12 protein-coding genes, 2 tRNA genes and 2 rRNA genes (1 of these 16 only partly in view) are annotated in these 19176 nt (G+C 61.4%); 11 read left to right on the top strand and 5 right to left on the bottom strand.

The genetic code is table 11. The features are described 5' to 3' along the window. Positions 1–663, top strand: coding sequence for a methionine biosynthesis protein MetW (metW, locus tag XI05_RS25865; protein ID WP_197950253.1), 663 nt, complete (start codon positions 1–3; stop codon positions 661–663). A 115-nt stretch (positions 664–778) separates the two neighbouring features. Here the strand turns inward: metW and XI05_RS25860 are convergent, their stop codons facing one another. Beyond that, positions 779–1642 carry an alpha/beta fold hydrolase gene (locus tag XI05_RS25860; RefSeq protein ID WP_271507073.1) on the bottom strand — a complete coding sequence of 288 codons (864 nt, stop codon included), beginning with the start codon at positions 1640–1642 and terminating at the stop codon, positions 779–781. A gap of 215 nt (positions 1643–1857) precedes the next feature. Between XI05_RS25860 and XI05_RS25855 the strand changes: the two genes are divergently transcribed. Further along, positions 1858–2517, top strand: a complete 660-nt coding sequence (locus XI05_RS25855) for a TIGR02594 family protein (protein WP_271507070.1) — start codon at positions 1858–1860, stop codon at positions 2515–2517. 117 nt (positions 2518–2634) lie between these two features. On the opposite strand, the gene XI05_RS25850 is transcribed toward XI05_RS25855, so the two are convergent. Beyond that, entirely contained in the window at positions 2635–3423 is a 789-nt protein-coding gene (locus XI05_RS25850) for an MOSC domain-containing protein (protein WP_271507069.1), read from the bottom strand. A 239-nt stretch (positions 3424–3662) separates the two neighbouring features. Here XI05_RS25850 and clpB point away from each other — a divergent pair, with 239 nt between their 5' ends. The 5 genes from clpB to XI05_RS25825 all read left to right on the top strand — a co-directional run bounded on the left by clpB (position 3663) and on the right by XI05_RS25825 (position 11138). After that, positions 3663–6302, top strand: a complete 2640-nt coding sequence (clpB, locus tag XI05_RS25845) for an ATP-dependent chaperone ClpB (protein ID WP_271507067.1) — start codon at positions 3663–3665, stop codon at positions 6300–6302. A 424-nt stretch (positions 6303–6726) separates the two neighbouring features. Beyond that, positions 6727–7464, top strand: a complete 738-nt coding sequence (locus tag XI05_RS25840) for an AfsR/SARP family transcriptional regulator (RefSeq protein WP_271507065.1) — start codon at positions 6727–6729, stop codon at positions 7462–7464. A 215-nt stretch (positions 7465–7679) separates the two neighbouring features. Next, entirely contained in the window at positions 7680–7922 is a 243-nt protein-coding gene (locus tag XI05_RS25835) for a hypothetical protein (RefSeq protein WP_271507063.1), read from the top strand. An 89-nt stretch (positions 7923–8011) separates the two neighbouring features. Beyond that, complete coding sequence (locus XI05_RS25830) at positions 8012–9247, top strand: hypothetical protein (RefSeq protein WP_271507060.1); 1236 nt, start codon at positions 8012–8014, stop codon at positions 9245–9247. Between the two features lie 127 nt (positions 9248–9374). Beyond that, complete coding sequence (locus XI05_RS25825) at positions 9375–11138, top strand: CHAP domain-containing protein (RefSeq protein WP_271507058.1); 1764 nt, start codon at positions 9375–9377, stop codon at positions 11136–11138. Positions 11139–11464: 326 nt separating this feature from the next. Here the strand turns inward: XI05_RS25825 and XI05_RS25820 are convergent, their stop codons facing one another. The 3 genes from XI05_RS25820 to XI05_RS25810 all read right to left on the bottom strand — a co-directional run bounded on the left by XI05_RS25820 (position 11465) and on the right by XI05_RS25810 (position 15647). After that, entirely contained in the window at positions 11465–11725 is a 261-nt protein-coding gene (locus XI05_RS25820) for a hypothetical protein (RefSeq protein WP_271507056.1), read from the bottom strand. Between the two features lie 83 nt (positions 11726–11808). Then, positions 11809–13428, bottom strand: coding sequence for an SMP-30/gluconolactonase/LRE family protein (locus XI05_RS25815; protein WP_271507054.1), 1620 nt, complete (start codon positions 13426–13428; stop codon positions 11809–11811). A 155-nt stretch (positions 13429–13583) separates the two neighbouring features. Beyond that, positions 13584–15647, bottom strand: a complete 2064-nt coding sequence (locus XI05_RS25810) for a M23 family metallopeptidase (protein ID WP_271507052.1) — start codon at positions 15645–15647, stop codon at positions 13584–13586. Positions 15648–16760: 1113 nt separating this feature from the next. Between XI05_RS25810 and XI05_RS25805 the strand changes: the two genes are divergently transcribed. From XI05_RS25805 to XI05_RS25790, 4 genes are all read left to right on the top strand, one after another. Continuing rightward, positions 16761–18249 (top strand): 16S ribosomal RNA (locus tag XI05_RS25805). Positions 18250–18441: 192 nt separating this feature from the next. Beyond that, a tRNA-Ile gene (locus XI05_RS25800) sits at positions 18442–18518 on the top strand. Between the two features lie 33 nt (positions 18519–18551). Then, a tRNA-Ala gene (locus XI05_RS25795) sits at positions 18552–18627 on the top strand. Positions 18628–19012: 385 nt separating this feature from the next. After that, positions 19013–19176, top strand: a 23S ribosomal RNA gene (locus XI05_RS25790) (it continues 2683 nt past the right edge of the window). Together the 16S and 23S rRNA genes with 2 tRNA genes alongside form the textbook arrangement of a ribosomal RNA operon.

Raw genomic sequence — 19176 nt, 5'->3', positions numbered from 1 at the left:
ATGTCCGTCCAGGAAGTGCTGCCGCTGAACGGCGTTGCGGCCGCGCCGTCGGGCCAGTTTCGCGCCGATCATCTGCTGGTCGCCGAAATGGTCAAGCCGGGCTCGAAGGTGCTCGACGTCGGCTGCGGCGACGGCGATCTGCTTCAGCTGCTGGAGACCCGCGGCATCGACGGCCGCGGCATCGAGCTGTCCCGCGAGGGCGTCAACCGCTGCGTCGCCAAGGGGCTCGCGGTGGTGCAGGGCGATGCCGATACCGATCTCGTCAATTATCCCGACGATGCCTTCGACTACGTGATCCTGTCGCAGACGCTGCAGGCGACGCGGCAGCCGAAGGTCGTGCTGGAGAATCTGCTGCGCATCGGCCGCCGCGCCATCGTCTCGTTCCCGAATTTCGGGTTCTGGAAGATGCGGCTCCAGCTCCTGATCGGCGGCCACATGCCGCGCACGGAGAATCTGCCGGCGACCTGGTACGACACCGCCAACATCCATTTCTGCACCATCAAGGATTTCGTGCAGCTCTGCGACGAGATCAACGTCAAGATGGAGCGCTCGGTCGCGCTCGATCTCTACGGCCGCCCGGTGCCGCTGAACCTGCCCTGGTGGGTGTGGAACATGTTCGGCGAGCAGGCGGTGTTCTTGCTGAGCAGAGGCGGGGGGAAGTAGTCCCCGTCGTCATTCCGGGGCGATGCGAAGCATCGAGCCCGGAATCCATCGTCCAACAGCGCCTGCAGCCCGATGGATTCCGGGCCTGCGCCTTCGGCGCATCCCGGAATGACAGCTAATGCGCCGCCAGCGACCGCGGATCCCGCACCGGCCAGCGCCCCGCTTCCACCAGCGTGACGAACCGCTCGACATTCTCATTGAACAGCGCGGGCTCCTCCAGATTGAGCACGTGGCCGGATTTCGGAAACATCGTCAGCCCCGCCGCGGGCAGATACTTCTTCAGGAACAGGCTCGGCCCGATGCACGGATCGTCCTCGTCGCCGCAGATGATCAGCGCCGGCGTTGCCGCCTTCGCGATCGCCTCCGTCATCGTGTAGATCGAGGGACGGCCGCCCTGGAATCCGCGCATCGTGCGCGCCGAACCCTTGGCATCGTGCCGCGCCAGCGCGGCGTAGAAATCGGCGTGCCCGCGCGGGTCCTTCACCAGGAACGGAATCCGGCTCGGCGCCTCGCGCGTGACTTTTGCGACCTCGGCGGAGCCCAGCGTCTCGAGCTGCTCGGCATCGGCGCGGCACTGCTTGCGCCAGGCCTCCAGGTTATCGAGCTCCGAGCCGGAGCCGACGCCGGCCAGCGTCATCGACAGCGCGCGCTGCGGCGCGTTCAACCCGATCTGCAGCGAGGAATAGGCGCCCATCGACAGGCCGACGAGATGGGCGCGCTCGATGCCGAGATGATCGAGCACGGCAAGCGCATCGGTGTAGAAATGCGTGAAGGTGTAGACCTCGCCGTCAGGCACGTCCGAGGGCGTGTAGCCGCGCGCCGAATAGGTGATGCAGCGATGGCCACGCGAGAAGTAGCGCATCTGCGGCCCCCAATTGGTGTAGTCGGCCGCGAACTCGTGCAGAAAAAGGATCGGCGTTCCCTGGCCCGCCTCCTCGAAATAAATGCGGACGCCGTCCCTGGTCGTGGCGTGGGGCATTAACCGTTTCCCTCTGTTTCAAGCCGTGCTTCAGGATCGCAGTTAACGCTGTTGTCGGCAATGCGGCAGCAGCAGCCGAGCACAACCACAAAATCATCGCAGCTATTCGCCGACATCGCGTCTTTTTCTCGCCACATCGGGCGGCTTAACGGCCAAACGGATGTCGGTCGTTGCACGGGCCGGCGGGAAGTGGGGGTGTCAACTAGGGATGAAGAATGGTTGAGTTGTTTGCGTATCGCCTGTTGCGTTGTGTTGTCGCGCTGGCGCTTCTCTTCGCGGCGGTCGCCGCGTTCGTTTCTCCGGCCTCGGCGCGGCCGCATCATCGTCATAGCGCAGAGCGGCACGTGTACGTGCACCACGCCAGACATCATTATCATCGCCACCATGCGAGAGGCTCGCGCTTCGAGCGCAGCGCGGCGCAATTGCAGGCGAGCGGTTTCGCCGACACCCAGGCGAGCTACGATCCCAGCGCCAACAATGGCGGCGTGGCCGGCAACGCGCTCGTCGCAAGCGGCGGCTTCGGTGGCGGATCGGGCCTCGTGTCCGAGGCGCGCCGCTATATCGGCGGCAATCCGACCGGGCGCGGCAGCCTGTGGTGTGCGCGCTTCATGAACATGGTGCTGGAGCATACCGGCCATCGAGGCACCGGCTCCGACATGGCGAGCTCGTTCGCGCGCTACGGCACGCGCATCTCCGGTCCGCAGGTCGGCGCCATCGCCGTGATGTCGCGCGGCGGCCGCGGCGGCCATGTCGGAATCATCACCGGCGTCGACGCGCAGGGCAATCCGATGATGATCTCCGGCAACAACGGCAACCGCGTCCGCGAAGCCCCGGTCTCGCGCGGCCGGATCTATGCCTACGTGATGCCGAATTGAGAGTCGTCGTCATTGCGAGGAGCGAAGCGACGAAGCAATCCAGACTGTCTCAGCGGATAGATCTCTGGATTGCTTCGCTGCGCTCGCAATGACGGAACGTGTTGAGCCAGCGCAAGCTCACACCAGTCTCGGCTCTTCCATCGCCACGACATCGCCGATGCCGACCTCACCATCGGCGATCACCTCGGCATAGATGCCGCAGTCCATGTGGCCGAGATGGCGCGAGAGCGTCGGTGGTATTTCGAGATCGCGCTTTGCGGTCTCAGGGTCGACATTGGTGGCCGGGCAGCGGACGATGCGCTTGATCACCTTCAGCCGGGCCTGTCCGATCGCGAGCGTCTGGCCGACGAGGTCGAGCTCCGACCAGGCCGGCCAGCCCTTGACGTAGAGATTGGCGCGGAAGCGCAGCGGATGCACGGCGACGCCGCCGAGCATGGTCTCGATGGCGCGGACGCTGCCGAGATTGATGATGGAGACGACCTTGCGGGCGACGTCGGAGAAGCTGTGGTCGCGGCCGGACAGAACCTTGGGCGGGCCCTTCAACTCGGGCTGGAAGTTGTCGCGGAAATAGGCCTCGATGGCGGCGCGCCCGGTGGCGGTCTCGAGATCGCCGCTGGCGACGATCTGGCCGTCCTTGCGGATGGTCAGCACGTTGGTTTGGTCGTCGAACCGGCTGTCGAGCGCGGCCAGCCGCTCATTGCGCGCCAGCATCAGAAACTGGATTTTCGGCCGCCATTCGGGCGCCTCGGGGTCGAACCCGCTCGGGCCGTTTTCGATGGCGTAGCGGCGGTCGGCCGGCAGCGTCTGGCCCACCCGCAAAGGGGCGCGCAGCAGGCGTTCCGGCGTCAGGCCCTTGACGGGATAGCGGTAGAGGCCGGTGATCTCGGCGGTATGGCTGGCTGTCATGCCGCTACTTAAGGGATTCGGCCTGCCACCGCCAAGCCCGCCCCCGTGCGCACGAAATTGTGAAGTTGCCTCTTTCGCATCCGCAACGTGCTTCCCACATCTGGCTCAGGCCGGCGGCAACGCCGGCAAGAGACGACCGTTACCGGTTGAGAAACGTCAATGCGGTAATTGGAAACCCAATGAAGATGCCGTTTGGGGTGCCTTAGAGGGCCCCGAGGGCAGGCCGAGGGACAGAAAAGATGAACATCGAGAAATATACCGAACGCTCCAGGGGCTTCATCCAGTCCGCGCAGTCGCTCGCGATGCGCGAGGGGCACCAGCAGTTCTCCACCCTGCACGTGCTGAAGGTCCTGCTGGACGACAATGAGGGGCTCGCCGCCGGTCTGATCGACCGCGCTGGCGGCAATTCCCGTGCAATTCTGAAGGCGACTGAGGACGCCCTCAACAAGGTGCCGAAGGTCTCCGGCGGCGGCGCCGGGCAGATCTACCTCGCGCCCGAGCTGGCCCGCACCTTCGATGCCGCCGAAAAGGCCGGCGAGAAGGCCGGCGACAGCTTCGTCACCGTCGAGCGGCTTTTGCTCGGGCTGACGCTGGAGAAGACCAGCGAGGCCGGCACCATCCTCAATAAGGGCGGCGTCACGCCGCAAAACCTCAACGCGGCGATCGAGGCGCTGCGCAAGGGCCGCACGGCCGACTCTGCCACCGCCGAGAACGCCTATGACGCCCTGAAGAAATATGCCCGCGACCTGACCCAGGCCGCGCGCGACGGCAAGCTCGATCCGGTCATCGGCCGTGACGAGGAGATCCGCCGCACCATCCAGGTGCTCTCGCGTAGGACCAAGAACAACCCCGTCCTGATCGGCGAGCCCGGCGTCGGCAAGACCGCCATCGCCGAAGGTCTCGCGCTGCGTATCGTCAACGGCGACGTGCCGGAGAGCCTGAAGGACAAGAAGCTGCTCTCGCTCGACCTCGGCGCACTGATCGCAGGCGCGAAATACCGCGGCGAGTTCGAGGAGCGGCTGAAGGCCGTGCTGCAGGAAGTGACAGGGAGCGAGGGCACCTTCATCCTGTTCATCGACGAGATGCACACGCTGATCGGCGCCGGCAAGGGCGACGGCGCGATGGATGCCTCCAACCTGCTCAAGCCCGCGCTCGCCCGCGGCGAGCTGCACTGCATCGGCGCGACCACGCTCGACGAGTACCAGAAGCACGTCGAGAAGGATGCCGCGCTGGCGCGGCGCTTCCAGCCGATCTTCGTCAGCGAGCCCTCGGTCGAGGACACCATCTCGATCCTGCGCGGGCTGAAGGACAAGTACGAGCAGCATCACGGCGTCCGGATCACCGATTCCGCGCTCGTCGCCGCCACGACGCTGTCCAACCGTTATATCACCGACCGCTTCCTGCCCGACAAGGCGATCGACCTCATGGACGAGGCCGCGGCGCGGCTGAAGATGCAGGTCGATTCCAAGCCGGAAGAGCTGGATTCGCTCGATCGTGAGATCATCCGGCTCAAGATCGAGCAGGAGGCGCTGAAGAAGGAAAGCGATCCCGGCTCCAAGTCCCGGCTCCAGACCCTGGAGAAGGATCTCGCCGAGCTCGAGGAGAAGTCGGCGGCGCTGACGGCGCGCTGGAGCGCGGAGAAGAGCAAGCTCTCCGACGCCCAGAAGCTGAAGGCCGAGCTCGACGCACTTCGTGTCGAGCTCGCCAACGCGCAGCGCCGCGGCGAATTCCAGAAGGCCGGCGAGCTGGCCTATGGACGGATCCCGCAGCTCGAGAAGCAGCTCGCGGACATCGAGGCCAAGGAGAACGCTGGCGAGATGATGGAGGAGGCGGTCACCGCCAACCACATCGCGCAGGTGGTCTCGCGCTGGACCGGCGTGCCTGTCGACAAGATGCTGGAAGGCGAGAAGGAGAAGCTCCTGAAGATGGAGGAGCAGCTCGGCAAGCGCGTCGTCGGCCAGGCCGAGGCCGTGCGTGCGGTCGCAACCGCCGTGCGCCGCTCGCGCGCCGGCCTGCAGGACCCGAACCGCCCCACCGGCTCGTTCATGTTCTTGGGCCCGACCGGCGTCGGCAAGACCGAGCTGACCAAGGCGCTCGCGGAATACCTGTTCAACGACGAGACCGCGATGGTCCGCCTCGACATGTCCGAATACATGGAGAAGCACTCGGTCTCGCGGCTGATCGGCGCGCCTCCCGGCTATGTCGGCTATGACGAGGGCGGTGCGCTCACCGAAGCGGTGCGGCGCCGGCCCTACCAGGTCGTGCTGTTCGACGAGATCGAGAAGGCGCATCCCGACGTCTTCAACGTCCTGTTGCAGGTGCTCGACGACGGCCGCCTGACCGACGGCCAGGGCCGCACCGTCGACTTCCGCAACACGCTGATCATCATGACCTCCAACCTCGGTTCGGAATATCTGGTGAACCAGCCGGAGGGCGAGGACACCGCGGCCGTGCGCGAGCAGGTGATGGGAATGGTGCGGGCGCACTTCCGCCCCGAATTCCTCAACCGCGTCGACGAGATCATCCTGTTCCACCGTCTGCAGCGCAGCGAGATGGGCCGGATCGTCGAGATCCAGTTCGCACGTCTGCAGAAGCTCCTGACCGATCGCAAGATCGTGCTCAGCCTCGATGCCGCCGCCCGCGACTGGTTAGCTGCCAAGGGCTGGGATCCCGCCTACGGCGCAAGGCCGCTGAAGCGGGTGATCCAGCGCTACCTCCAGGACCCGCTCGCCGAGATGATCCTCGCCGGCGACGTCAGGGACGGCGACAACGTCGCGATTTCGTCCGAAGGCAACGTGCTGACCTTCAACGGCAAGGCGCCGCAGACCGCGGAGATTGCGCAGTTCGAGACGCCGGTGCCGAAGCGGAAGCTGAACTGACCCTGGATCGGGCATTCGGATATTGCAGAGCCCTCTCCGCTGCCGCGGAGAGGGCTTTCGCTTTTGCAAGAGAGGCCGGGTATCAATGCAGTGTTGTGTCGTTGAAAAGCCACACGCACTGCGGTTATCCGTTCAGGGTGCAAATTGGTGTTGAACAACCATAGGCTCCGTTGCCATAATTCCATCTCGGTCGGCGCGGCATTCCCGCGGTCGAGTGCTCAAGGATTTCACGCGAGTCTTTGAGCAACCGACAATTTTAGACTGAGCTCGCAATTTCGAGCTGCGATGACTTAACGCCACAGGCAATTTTTGTTGTGTTTTGCGTGGAGGGGCGGCGGTGTTGACCGTTAGTTTGCTGGGGGCCAGCCGGGTTACGCGCGGTAACGAGCAGATTTGGTTGGATCTCGGTCCAGCAGGACGGAGATTGGCCGGCTTCCTTTTCACCTTTCCGGACCGTCCGCACCGTCGCGAGCGACTTATCGACCTGTTTTGGCCGGAGCTCGATACGGACAGAGGACGCCGAGCCGTGAACTCCGCGATCTGGCGTTTGCGAAAACTGCTCGCGTCGGCGCCGGAGTACCGAGAGGGCTATGGCCTCAGGACCGTCGGCTCGGAGACTATTCTCGAGAGGACGTCTTGGCTGGACGTCGACACCTGGGCCCTGCTTGAAGCGGCGCAGGCGGCTCTCAGCGGCGCTGAAGCGCCTGTGGATCCCTCCTGGATGAAGCAGGTCCTCGCCGTCCTGTACCGCTACGAGGGGCCATTCCTGGATGGCGAAGATGCCGACTGGATATTGGAGGAGCGCGAGCGATTGCATTCCCTTTTTGTGCAGTCGGCAATGACCATCGTTCGTCATCTGGGACTTTGTGGCCACTATCATGATGCGATCCTGCTCGCTCGTCACGCGCTGCGCTTTGATCCCTATCGCGAGGAACTGGTTCGACATCTCCTGACGTTGCTTGCACTCGATGAGAGGCGTATCGACGCCATCAGGTACTACGATCACTGGATCGCCATGATCCAGCAGGAGCTGGGAATTTCTCCGCTTCCAGCAACGCGTGCGGTCATTGACGAGATCAGGAATCTGCATAACGCCGATGACGCCCAGCATTTGCGCGTACAGCTGATGAGCCGCGACGAGAGGCGGCGCGCTGCAAACTAGGCGCCGCAGTCGTATCCGTTTTCTATCGCGAGCCTGACCAGGGCTTGGCATGGCCATTGCCGGCGGGACTCTGCCTTGCCCGGCCGCATCGTGATCCTGCCGTGATCGCGGGGCGATCGCTGCGGAATTCTCGCCGCGAGCCGCTGTGACCAGGCGGCGACCATCCCGGAACGTTCGCGCAATCCTCCCGAGTTCGCACCATGCGAGGCTCGGCCATGAGCTCACAACAGCCGCTCTCGGATCAGGTTTTCATTCTGCGCTTCTGGCGGGAAGCCGCCGGTGGCAGCGGAGACGGCCGTTGGCGGGTTCTGGTCCGCAATATCAATACGCGGCGGCGGGATGTGGTCGACGACGTGCAACGCGCTTTCGCAATCGTCACCGCCAATCTGAACGTGGCGGCGGAGGCACATGAAGAGCAGGCGACTTGGACCGTTGAACCGCCAACGCCCGAACAGTGAGAGACAGGTCGTGCGCAAGATCGATCACGCAATGAGCTGCCAGCTGCCATCCACGCGATGCTTCGTTGGTTGGGGGCGCGTGAATCGTCTTGAGCAATTTTATCGGGGCTCGCCAAAAGTTTCATTTGTCTCACGGGATTGCGTCGATGCGTAGCGTTTGGGGAATCGTTGCGTTCGTGTGTCTGGGGCTAGCCCTTGCGGGCTGCGATCCAAACGACAGGACTTATTTTCGTGATGGCATTGGTACTCAACTCTACACGGCGGATACGGCCTCAGCCGCCGAGCTCCAGAACATTTATCTGGACTACCTGTGTCGCCAAGCAAACTCTTACGTCGGTCCTGACGTGCCCAGCTGCGCGCAACAAGCAATTCCGGCTAACTACTGGCCAATCATCGTTCAAGCGGGTTTGAATGATATCGATGCCCGCTGCGATTCCTATTTGGCATGGCTCGACGCGAAAAGACGTGAGAATGCTGCCGTACTTGCTGAGATTGGCGCTGTCCGCTTCGCAGTCGATGCGCTCACCAATCCAAACGTAACCGGTGTCAGCGCCGTGGGGCTGGCGGCGATATCGGCGGCCTTCGGATTGGCCAATGATACCGTAAAGAACCTCAACTCGTTGCTGCTTCAGGTCGATCATACGACGGTGCAGTCCGTCGTCCTCGTCAACCGCCGCAAGTTCCGAGAGGATCTCCTTGGATTGGCCATTAGCAACAAGCCTATCGCGGTCCACGCGTTAAGGTCATATTTGACGATCTGCATGCCGATGACCATCTCGGCGAACATCAATTCCACAGTCACGGTATTTGAGCAGGCCGGTGCTGCGGCTGCTGGTAGGCGCCAGCCGCTGGTCTCGACAAGCACGATCGCGGAAGCACATAGCGCCCGAGATCGAGTGACGCCAAGCGGGACTACGGATCCCAAAATTGACCCCGCGCACGAAGCCATCATCGCGAATTTTAATCCCAAGGTGCACAGCATCGGCTTCGTCCAAGGGATTCTGAAGAAACTTTGTGCTCCAAAGTCTGAAGTTCTTCATGTGACGACAAAGACCAACGCACGTATTGCCGCTTATCAACAGAGCCTGCGCGACACCGGAGATACCACGACACAGGTCACAGGGAAGCTGAACCCGAGACAGCTAGGGCTCATCCAATCAAGGAAGGAATGTGCGACTCAGCAATTCGAGAACCTGTATGAAGCAGAGAGTTTTCCACAAGGTATCACCAGCGTTTCGGAGTTGATGAATAGCAAGTTGCCCAAGAACAAGCAGCTCCCGACCAATCCGAGCATGAAGGATGTGAGGAATCGGATTGCGATGTGAGAACCATCCTGGACTCAAAGCTGGTTCTTAAGAGCAAGAACGCGGCAGATCCATTGACGGCGGATCTATCTGATCAGCTGACTTCCGATTTGGTGAATGCTCTAGCGTCGAATTGAAAGGGCGCGAAATGGCCTATCAAACCAAGGTACTGACCATTGTCCGTTCAAATCCCGCGATCGATGCCCAGGTCTTTTCTGTTTTCGGACCGGGAAAAGTCTTGCTGGCGACGGGCAAGAAAGTTGATAGCGATCCCGCAAATGTTTGGTTGAACGTCATTGTGCCGCCTGGTCAGGGTGACGGTTGGTTGCAACGATCGAACGTCGACGAAGTGCCTGATCCAGAACGGCCGGAGATAGATCCTGAGGACTTCGTGAGGCAGTGCATTCTGGTAGAACGAAGCTTCAATGTCGTTCCGAAGAGTGCACCCTGGTTCGTGTCTGCAGATTTCTTGATAGCTCGTGCGCAGATCGAAACCAAGATCAAGAATCCTGGGCCTGTATCGGGCTCCGATGCAGTCGGCCCTTTGAGGGTTTCATCTTCTGAATGGAACGATTTTCTGACAGAAGGAACGCCGATATCAGACGGTTATGGTCCTAAGGACTTTGATTATCCAATGCTTCAAGTCTACGCCGCCGGGCATCGCATGAGGAAAGATGCGAAAGCGATGAGTGAGCAAAGCCCGACCGAAGGCGATGATCCGTTCATACCCAGCTATCTGGACCTGTTCCATGCCTATCTGGCGGACGTCAACGCTGCGCTGATGATACGCAAAAGCCAAACGGACGCCACAAAAAAAGTTAGCGACGCCCTGACTCACAATCAGTTTGCGAGTCTCAAGGCACGAGAGCAGTTCAGTGCTCTGGACGAAGACGATACGATTCCTGATTTCGTCGCGATTACAGAGGCCCTGCTGAACAGCGAGTTGAAGAAAGCATTTGATTTGATCAAGCAGGTTGCGCCTGATGAATTGCCCCAGGCAAATCCGGGTGAAGCGCCTTGGTTGCCCTTTGCAGAACAAGAAATGCAGAATGGGGTTTCTGAAGCTAGTTCGGCGCCGCGGATCAAGAGTTACTTTGCGGCTACGGATTTCGGTCCAGTACAGGGAGGCTTACCCCATTGGTGCGGGGCGTTTGCGGCCTTTTGCATCAAGCAGAGCGGCCATGGAGATACAGTACCCAAAGGAGCTGCGCTCGCGGCACATTGGAAGCAATGGGGCCAAAGCGTTCCCCTTGGATCGTCAAAGATTCCCGTGGGTGCGGTCGTCGTTCTAACGCCGGGCGAGAATACCAATACGAGCGGGCACGTCGCGTTCTTTTCGGAGGACATGCCAGCGACCAAGCAAATCAGGCTCTTGGGTGGCAATCAGAACGACGAGGTCAACAAGACTGCGTTTTCGATTTCACGTATAGCTGCGATCCGATGGCTCGAAACGGAGCCGTCCAGCACTGACGCCGCCGGTGACGCGCAGTTCAATCTAAAGGCGGCAGGCATTCCCAAAAAATTTCATCAATTCGGCGACATGATCGTCGATCGATTTAGTCGCTCTGGTTTCTCGAAAGTGCAGCAACTGGCGGCTTTGGCGAACGCAATTGGTGAATCGGGACTGGATCCAAATTGTGTCTCACCGGCACCGGAGAAGAGCTTCGGCCTATTTCAATGTAATCAAGAGGCTGGACTCGGAATTGGATTTACCGTTGAGCAGCTGACGAATCCTGAGATCAACATTGGCATCATCATCAAAGAATCAAAGAAGTTCACGGAGTTCACGTCCGCGCATACGGTTGCGGATGCTATTCGTGCATTCGTAAAGTTCATAGAAAGACCGAAGCATCCAGAAGCTGCGATTATCAAGCGCATGGGCATAGCTGAGAAGCTTCAGAAGCCGATATAGCTTGTTGCAGAAATCTGCTCTTAAGTTGTACCAATTGATTGCCTGGTCCAACGCTGCGCAAAAGTGCTCGATGCCTATTCATCCTTCCCAGGAAAGCTTCGAGTCCAGAACCTTCAGCTTTAGCTGGCAATGTCGGTCGGATGTACGTCGGCTGGCTGTCGGGCGCAGCATGGGCAGACCGAGAGATAGACTGAGATATTGGAGATGTTGCTGCTTTCAGTACTCTCTCGACCGGCGCTTGGTCCCGCCCTCGGTGTCCAACAGAGAGTTCGAAGCCTTCAGCTCTCTGGTGTGCGGGCGATTTCGCCTCCCTGGCCCGCCCATCCTCACCCGCCTGCCGCCGCCGGCCCCGGCTCAATGCCGTCCTCCTCGTCCTCCTCCAGCTCCGAAAGTATATCCACCAGCTCGCGCACCCGGCCCTGCGCCAGCGGGCGCAGATCGTTGATCATCGGCTCGTCATTGGCGAGCCAGGCCTGGGCTTCAGCGAGCTCTTCGGCGGTCGCGCCGGTTCCGATGATCTGGGCAATGGTCACGTCATCGGCACGGTCCACGGCCTTGACGACATCGTCGCGTGAGAGGCGCGTCATGGGCGATCCTCCTGCTGGCTTCGGTCAGCGTCTAACCGGGAACCGGCGTGCCGGTTCCCGGGCCAGGCCGGTGCACGCCTCTGCTATTTCTTCACCACCTTGTAGATCGCATTCTCGACGTCCGAGCTGAAGTAGATCGCGCCGCTCGCGCCGACGGCGACGCCGGTGGGGACATGTGTCGGCAAACCGCCGGGTGCGCCGGTCAGGCCGATCGGGAGATTGGCGGCTATCTCGGTGATCTTGCCGCTCTCCGGTGCGATCTCGATCAGCCGCTTGGCGCCGACCTCCGCCACGATGAGCTGGCCTTCGGGACCTCTTGCGATGCCTTCCGGCATCTTCAGCTCCTTGGCGATGACGGTCTTTTCACCGTTGCTGTCGATCCTGGAGACGAGGCCCGCAAACGCCTCGGTCAGGTAGACTTCGTCGGTCTTCCCGCGAACGAGCCCGACCGGGCCTTCGAGCGCGCCGATCAGCGTGGTGCGGTCCTTGCCGTGCTCGCCGCTCACCTTGACCAGCGACTTGGTGCCGAGCTCGGCCACCAGGATGCTGCCGTCCGCGAGCACGACCGCGTCATGCGGCGCCTTGAAGTCGTGCAGCATCTCGCGCGTCGCGCCGGTCTTGCCGTCGATCACCTGCACGGTGCCGGTGAACCAGCTCGACAGGACCACGTCGTTGCCCTTTGCCGTCGCGCTCATCGGATATTCGAGCGTTGTGCCTGCGGCATGCATGCGCGCCTTCTCGGTGACCTCGCCGGTCGCCCCGTCCACCGTGCGATAGGCGAACAAGTCGGCGACGTGGATGGTGTCCTTGCCGTTCTCCGAGGTGACGCCGAGCCCGCCGGGCAAAGCGAGCTTGCCGATGATGATCTGCTTGGCCTGGCCCGTCGCGGCATCGACCTCCTGGATGCCGTTGTCGGCCATGTTGGAGACGTAGATGCGATCCTTGTCGTCAATGGCGAGATTGTCCAGCGAGGGCTTCAGCTGCGCGACCATGGTCTTGGCGCCCGATTTGGGATCGACCCGGACGAGCTGGCCGAGCGCGGTGTCGATCACAAACAGGTTGCCCTTGGAATCGAAGTTCACGGCGGCCGGGATCTTGAAGCCGTCAGCGACGACGGTCAGCTCGGCCTTGTCGACGTCGACCCTTGCCACCTGGCCCTTGAACCAGAGCGGACCATAGAGCTTGTCGTCGGGACCGAACTCGAAGCCGTTGAGGCCGCCCATCTTCTCCATGATCTGGCGTGGCGGTTTGACACCCTCGACGTCGATCTCGTAGAGCGCATCGCCGAGGAAGACGGTGGTGGCGTAGAGCCTGCCGTCCTTGCGGAAGGCGAGCGAGTTGATGCCGGGAAGCCCGGACGCGAGCTTCCTGATCGGTCCGTCGCCCTTGCGCGCATAGAGATCGCCGGCGAGGAAGCCGGTCCAGGCCATGGTGCCGTCGGGTGCGAATGCGATGTCGTCGGCCATCCCGACCGGTGCCGGGATTGCAACCTTGGCGCTGCCGCCGGCGATGTCGACCTCATAGAGCGCAGCGCCCGCGACGCTGCCGGCAAACAAATGGCCGGCCTTGTCGACACCGAGCCCGTGCACGCCGTGGAACGCCGAGCCCGGCACCAGCCTCGTGACCTCCCAGCCGTCGGCCGATGCGCTCGTTGTGGAGAACAGCGCAGCAACCAGGGCTGCGCAGGCGAGCCTGCTCTTCATGGCGTGACCTCCCGTTTTTTGGAAAGTATTCGCCCGTCCTGCGGCTTTGGCAAACGAAACTTGACGTTGAAACGCCGCGAAAGCGGCCCGGCTGCGCAGCGTTCCTGTTTGAAATTCCGTTTGAAAATGCCGGCCGATGCCGGCGGGCTGCCGATTTACCGGTTGGTGACCTGCAGTGGCCCGCCGGTCGCGTCCGACATGCGGGCGATGGCGCCGCCGCGGCCGCTCATCATGCCGTCGAGCCGGTCGCGCTCCTTCTCGAAGCTTGCCAGCATCGGGCCTTCCAGCGAACGGCCGCGCGGCAGCTTCACGCGCATCGGGTCGACGAAGCGGCCGTTGACCAGGATCTCGTAATGGACGTGCGGGCCGGTCGACAGGCCGGAGGAGCCGACGAAGCCGATCACCTGGCCCTGCCGCACCTTCTTGCCGACCTCCATGCCCTTGGCGAAGGCCGACATGTGGCCGTAGGCGGTCTCGTAGCCGTTGGAATGCTTGATGCGGATGTACTTGCCGTAGCCGCCCTCGGGGCCCGCCTTCTCGATAACGCCGTTGCCGGAGGCGAAGATCGGCGTGCCGTAGCTGGTCGACCAGTCGACGCCGGTATGCATCTTCACGTAGCCGAGGATCGGGTGGCGGCGGCCGCCGAAGCCGGAACGCATGATGGCGTTGTTGACGGGCTTCCTGACCAGGAACTTCTTCGCGCTCTTGCCGGTCTCGTCGTAATAGTCGACCAGGCCGTCGTCGGGGCTCTGGTAGCGGTAGTATTTCTTGGTCTCGCCGCCGACGGTGAGCGAGGCGAACAGCACCTCGTTCTTTTCGCTCGACGTCACGCCCTCGTCCTCGCCGGCGTAGAACACGTCGAAGGAATCTCCGGGCTGCACCTTGCGCTGGAAATCGACGTCGTAGGAGTAGATCTTGATCATGTCCTCGATGACGGGCATCGGGACCTTGTTGCGCATCGCGGTCTCGTAGATGCTCTGGTAGAGCCGCACGCCGGAGCCGTCATCGTCATCATCGTCGTCGCTGCTGGCGTTGGCCGCAGTATCGGCGACGGTGTTCATGCTGGAGACGTCGACGGCGACGTATTTGCCGAGATCGGACAGCGCCGCGATCGCTTCCACCATCGTGTCGTTTGCAACCACGACGCGATAGGGCTGCAGGCGGGCGCCGGGGCTTGCGGGCGCCATCAGGATGCGAAGCTTCTCGCCTTCCTTGAGGCCGCCGTCGCGCCCGCGCGGTCCGAGCGTCGCGGTGATCGCCTTGATCTCGTCGGCGTTGGCACCGAGATCGCGCAACACGCCAGCGACGCTGTCGCCTTTCCTGACCATGTGGACGCGTTCGCCGTTGGGATTGCCGCCGGTGATCTGCTCCTTGGTCTTGGGCAGCAGCGTGACGTTTTCCGGCACCACGCGCGTCTCGAAGCCGGCATAGGGATCGGACGGCGAGACCTCGGCGGCGTAGGCGGTTCTGATCTCGGAGGGACCGGTCGCGCCGGAGATGTCGGCGGCCGCATTGGCGAGCGAGGCGTAGCGCACCCCGCCATTGCCGCGCCAATTGGCGGCATCGCGCACCCGCATCAGGATGTCGTCGAGCGCCACCACCGCGGAAATCTTGGCCTTCGGCAGCACCGGCGACAGGTCCTTGGTGACGAAAGACACTTCCGCGTCGGGCTCGACGGCTTCGGGATTGTTGGGATCGTCGGACGCCGTCTTCGGATCGGAGCCGACATCGGTCAGCAGGCGCTGGGCGTTGAACGGCGGGATCTTCGCCGACAGATCGCTCGTCGTCATCGACAGATTGCCGGCGATCCGCACGAACGGACGCACCCGCATCACGTCACGGTTGCCGACGCGGGCCACGGTCGAGACGCGCATCACGTTGCGCGAGGCCGTGGATTCGCTCGGCGGCGGCAGGCGGTCGCTCTTGTGCAGCGTGGCGGCGCGATCGGCGGCGCCGAATGCTCCGCGCAGCGCGCCTTCGACCCGCTCCGGCACCTTGGCGAAGGTCATCTCGCCGTCGAGCGAAGCGAAAACGGCGCCGCCGATCAGGGCTGCGCCGCAAAGTCCGGTCAAAATTGTCCCGCTGAACCATTGCACCGAGACGCGGCGGCGGTCGATCACGGCGGCTTCAGAACCATCGACGGACAGCGGCGGCTCGTGGCCGAGATCGATGATCCCGGTCTCACGCCCGTAAGCGCCGCGTGACGTCCTGTGGTTCAACCCAAGTCCCCCAATTCAACGACCCAAGATGCCCGTTCTCGAACCTGGTCCCGGCTGCCCTCTTGAACGGGGATCGCCGGAAAAGGCAAGCCGCACAGCCGTCCGCGCCCAGAACGCCCCTTGATGGGGCGGCCGAAATTACGAACAGCTGGACGGGTAAAGCTCTCTCGATGTCTTTCGAATGCCGAAGGAAGGTCGCGTCATTTGCAAGATCGCCTTCCTCTGACCCCATGAAAATCGCCGGCAGCCCCCACAGGCATCCCCGCGATTCAAGCTTGTCTCTTATCAGAACGCCGCGGGATTGTGGCTCAAGTACGGCGCCAAATATGGAAAAAGTTTCCTGAACGCCGGGCCGTAAAGACCCCTCCGTGCGACCACTGGCGGAGCTCGGGCCGGGCGGGGACAGGGTCCCATCCAGCGGGGGAGCGGGCGTTTGGCCGGGAGCCCTCAGACTGGGAACGGGGCACGCCTGCCCAGGGTTGCGGGGGCGGCGAGGAAGGGGTCCGGGGAGGGGCCCCAAGGCGCCTTCCGGAGCCCGCCGGCGGGCAAACTTTTTTTCAGATTTTTTGCCGGGTGGGCTCGTCCGACGCGCCCGGCGGCCTTCTAACTGGCTGGAATCGCGGATGTTTTATCGCTGCTCCACTGTGCGACGATTTGTTGACGATTGGCGTTGACAGGCCGGAAGGTGGGGCCTATAACCCCAACCACTGAGCGCGGCGCCGCCGGGTCACTGACCAAGGCGAGCGAACGCGCCACTGATGCTCCTCACCTTGTTGAGTGACACAACAGCCGACACCAGTCGGTTGGAGTTCATCCATCGTCGGTAAGGGTGTCGGAACCCTTCCTCTCAGGAAGGTTGAGACCTCCACGGTCTCGGGCTGTTTGACAAGTGAAGATGAAGAAAGAGAAACGTGGACGGCGGAGTCCTTGCGGGTCTCGCTTCCGAAAAGCTTCGGCTTTTCTGATCGAGACCGGACGAAAGACTTCGGCGGTACACGTTTAAAGGAAACACCATCGTTGCCAGCGATGTGAATCGCGGGCAGCACATCGACTTCGGTCGATAATGGTGGGACCTCGTCAAACGTTGTGATCAGCCGGTTCAAAGTTCAAGTCCAACTTGAGAGTTTGATCCTGGCTCAGAGCGAACGCTGGCGGCAGGCTTAACACATGCAAGTCGAGCGGGCGTAGCAATACGTCAGCGGCAGACGGGTGAGTAACGCGTGGGAACGTACCTTTTGGTTCGGAACAACACAGGGAAACTTGTGCTAATACCGGATAAGCCCTTACGGGGAAAGATTTATCGCCGAAAGATCGGCCCGCGTCTGATTAGCTAGTTGGTGAGGTAATGGCTCACCAAGGCGACGATCAGTAGCTGGTCTGAGAGGATGATCAGCCACATTGGGACTGAGACACGGCCCAAACTCCTACGGGAGGCAGCAGTGGGGAATATTGGACAATGGGGGCAACCCTGATCCAGCCATGCCGCGTGAGTGATGAAGGCCCTAGGGTTGTAAAGCTCTTTTGTGCGGGAAGATAATGACGGTACCGCAAGAATAAGCCCCGGCTAACTTCGTGCCAGCAGCCGCGGTAATACGAAGGGGGCTAGCGTTGCTCGGAATCACTGGGCGTAAAGGGTGCGTAGGCGGGTCTTTAAGTCAGGGGTGAAATCCTGGAGCTCAACTCCAGAACTGCCTTTGATACTGAAGATCTTGAGTCCGGGAGAGGTGAGTGGAACTGCGAGTGTAGAGGTGAAATTCGTAGATATTCGCAAGAACACCAGTGGCGAAGGCGGCTCACTGGCCCGGTACTGACGCTGAGGCACGAAAGCGTGGGGAGCAAACAGGATTAGATACCCTGGTAGTCCACGCCGTAAACGATGAATGCCAGCCGTTAGTGGGTTTACTCACTAGTGGCGCAGCTAACGCTTTAAGCATTCCGCCTGGGGAGTACGGTCGCAAGATTAAAACTCAAAGGAATTGACGGGGGCCCGCACAAGCGGTGGAGCATGTGGTTTAATTCGACGCAACGCGCAGAACCTTACCAGCCCTTGACATGTCCAGGACCGGTCGCAGAGATGTGACCTTCTCTTCGGAGCCTGGAGCACAGGTGCTGCATGGCTGTCGTCAGCTCGTGTCGTGAGATGTTGGGTTAAGTCCCGCAACGAGCGCAACCCCCGTCCTTAGTTGCTACCATTTAGTTGAGCACTCTAAGGAGACTGCCGGTGATAAGCCGCGAGGAAGGTGGGGATGACGTCAAGTCCTCATGGCCCTTACGGGCTGGGCTACACACGTGCTACAATGGCGGTGACAATGGGATGCTAAGGGGCGACCCTTCGCAAATCTCAAAAAGCCGTCTCAGTTCGGATTGGGCTCTGCAACTCGAGCCCATGAAGTTGGAATCGCTAGTAATCGTGGATCAGCACGCCACGGTGAATACGTTCCCGGGCCTTGTACACACCGCCCGTCACACCATGGGAGTTGGTTTTACCTGAAGACGGTGCGCTAACCCGCAAGGGAGGCAGCCGGCCACGGTAGGGTCAGCGACTGGGGTGAAGTCGTAACAAGGTAGCCGTAGGGGAACCTGCGGCTGGATCACCTCCTTTCTAAGGATGATCCTTCAGCGAGCTCACGCTCACTATCGGATCGTTTTAGAAACATCAGTGGCCAACAGATCGCCAGATCGTTGAGCTGCATTGGCGGGATTTCGCCGTCTTCGTTTCTCTTTCTTCGCGGACGAACACGCGCTGGGCCTGTATCAAGCAGGATCCCACGGTCCCTGACGGGATATGCGTTAGGGGCTTGTAGCTCAGTTGGTTAGAGCGCGCGCTTGATAAGCGTGAGGTCGGAAGTTCAAGTCTTCCCAGGCCCACCACTTTCATCGAGTGAGCATTCGTCTTCTGGTTACGGGGCCATAGCTCAGCTGGGAGAGCGCGTGCTTTGCAAGCATGAGGTCGTCGGTTCGATCCCGTCTGGCTCCACCAGATGGTTTGATCACCGAGATCTTGTACCGTCGTCCGCGAAACATCACTTCGCATCCTGCTAGTCTGGATAGACAGCAAGATGCGTGTTTTCTGACATCGTAAAGAGGAGATCGATCCGAGTTGGGTCGTGCAGCAGATTGTTGCGCGGATCCTTCATTATCTCCGGATCATTTTCGGCGCTCGCTTTCAGCCGTGAGGTTGAATGCGAGTTGTAAAATGATCCTTTTAGCGAAGCTTGACCGCCTCGCTATCGGAACGATCTTACGAAGCAAGCTGGTCTTTCTAGTCAATGTCCGGCTGTACGTAGCGTTCATCGAGGGCGCGTGCCGCAAGGCAATCGTACGGACAACATTCTGCCGAGTGTGTGGACATTGATAATGAGAGCAATCAAGTGCCTTAAGGGTGTTCGGTGGATGCCTTGGCGCTGAGAGGCGATGAAGGACGTGCTACGCTGCGATAAGCCGTGGGGAGCTGCGAAGAAGCTTTGATCCGCGGATTTCCGAATGGGGAAACCCACCTTCGATAGCCGGAACTCCAAGACCTCTGGTC

This window comes from Bradyrhizobium sp. CCBAU 11357, assembly GCF_028128865.1.
Lineage (GTDB): Bacteria > Pseudomonadota > Alphaproteobacteria > Rhizobiales > Xanthobacteraceae > Bradyrhizobium.
The sequence above is the reverse complement of the archived record's forward strand: the minus strand, read 5'-3'. Positions and strand labels throughout refer to the sequence as shown.

Coding starts and splice junctions, on each gene's coding strand:
- metW (WP_197950253.1), top strand. CDS start 1: ATGTCCGTCCAGGAAGTGCTGCCGCTGAACGGCGTTGCGGCCGCGCCG.
- XI05_RS25860 (WP_271507073.1), bottom strand. CDS start 1,642: ATGCCCCACGCCACGACCAGGGACGGCGTCCGCATTTATTTCGAGGAG.
- XI05_RS25855 (WP_271507070.1), top strand. CDS start 1,858: ATGGTTGAGTTGTTTGCGTATCGCCTGTTGCGTTGTGTTGTCGCGCTG.
- XI05_RS25850 (WP_271507069.1), bottom strand. CDS start 3,423: ATGACAGCCAGCCATACCGCCGAGATCACCGGCCTCTACCGCTATCCC.
- clpB (WP_271507067.1), top strand. CDS start 3,663: ATGAACATCGAGAAATATACCGAACGCTCCAGGGGCTTCATCCAGTCC.
- XI05_RS25835 (WP_271507063.1), top strand. CDS start 7,680: ATGAGCTCACAACAGCCGCTCTCGGATCAGGTTTTCATTCTGCGCTTC.
- XI05_RS25825 (WP_271507058.1), top strand. CDS start 9,375: ATGGCCTATCAAACCAAGGTACTGACCATTGTCCGTTCAAATCCCGCG.
- XI05_RS25820 (WP_271507056.1), bottom strand. CDS start 11,725: ATGACGCGCCTCTCACGCGACGATGTCGTCAAGGCCGTGGACCGTGCC.
- XI05_RS25815 (WP_271507054.1), bottom strand. CDS start 13,428: ATGAAGAGCAGGCTCGCCTGCGCAGCCCTGGTTGCTGCGCTGTTCTCC.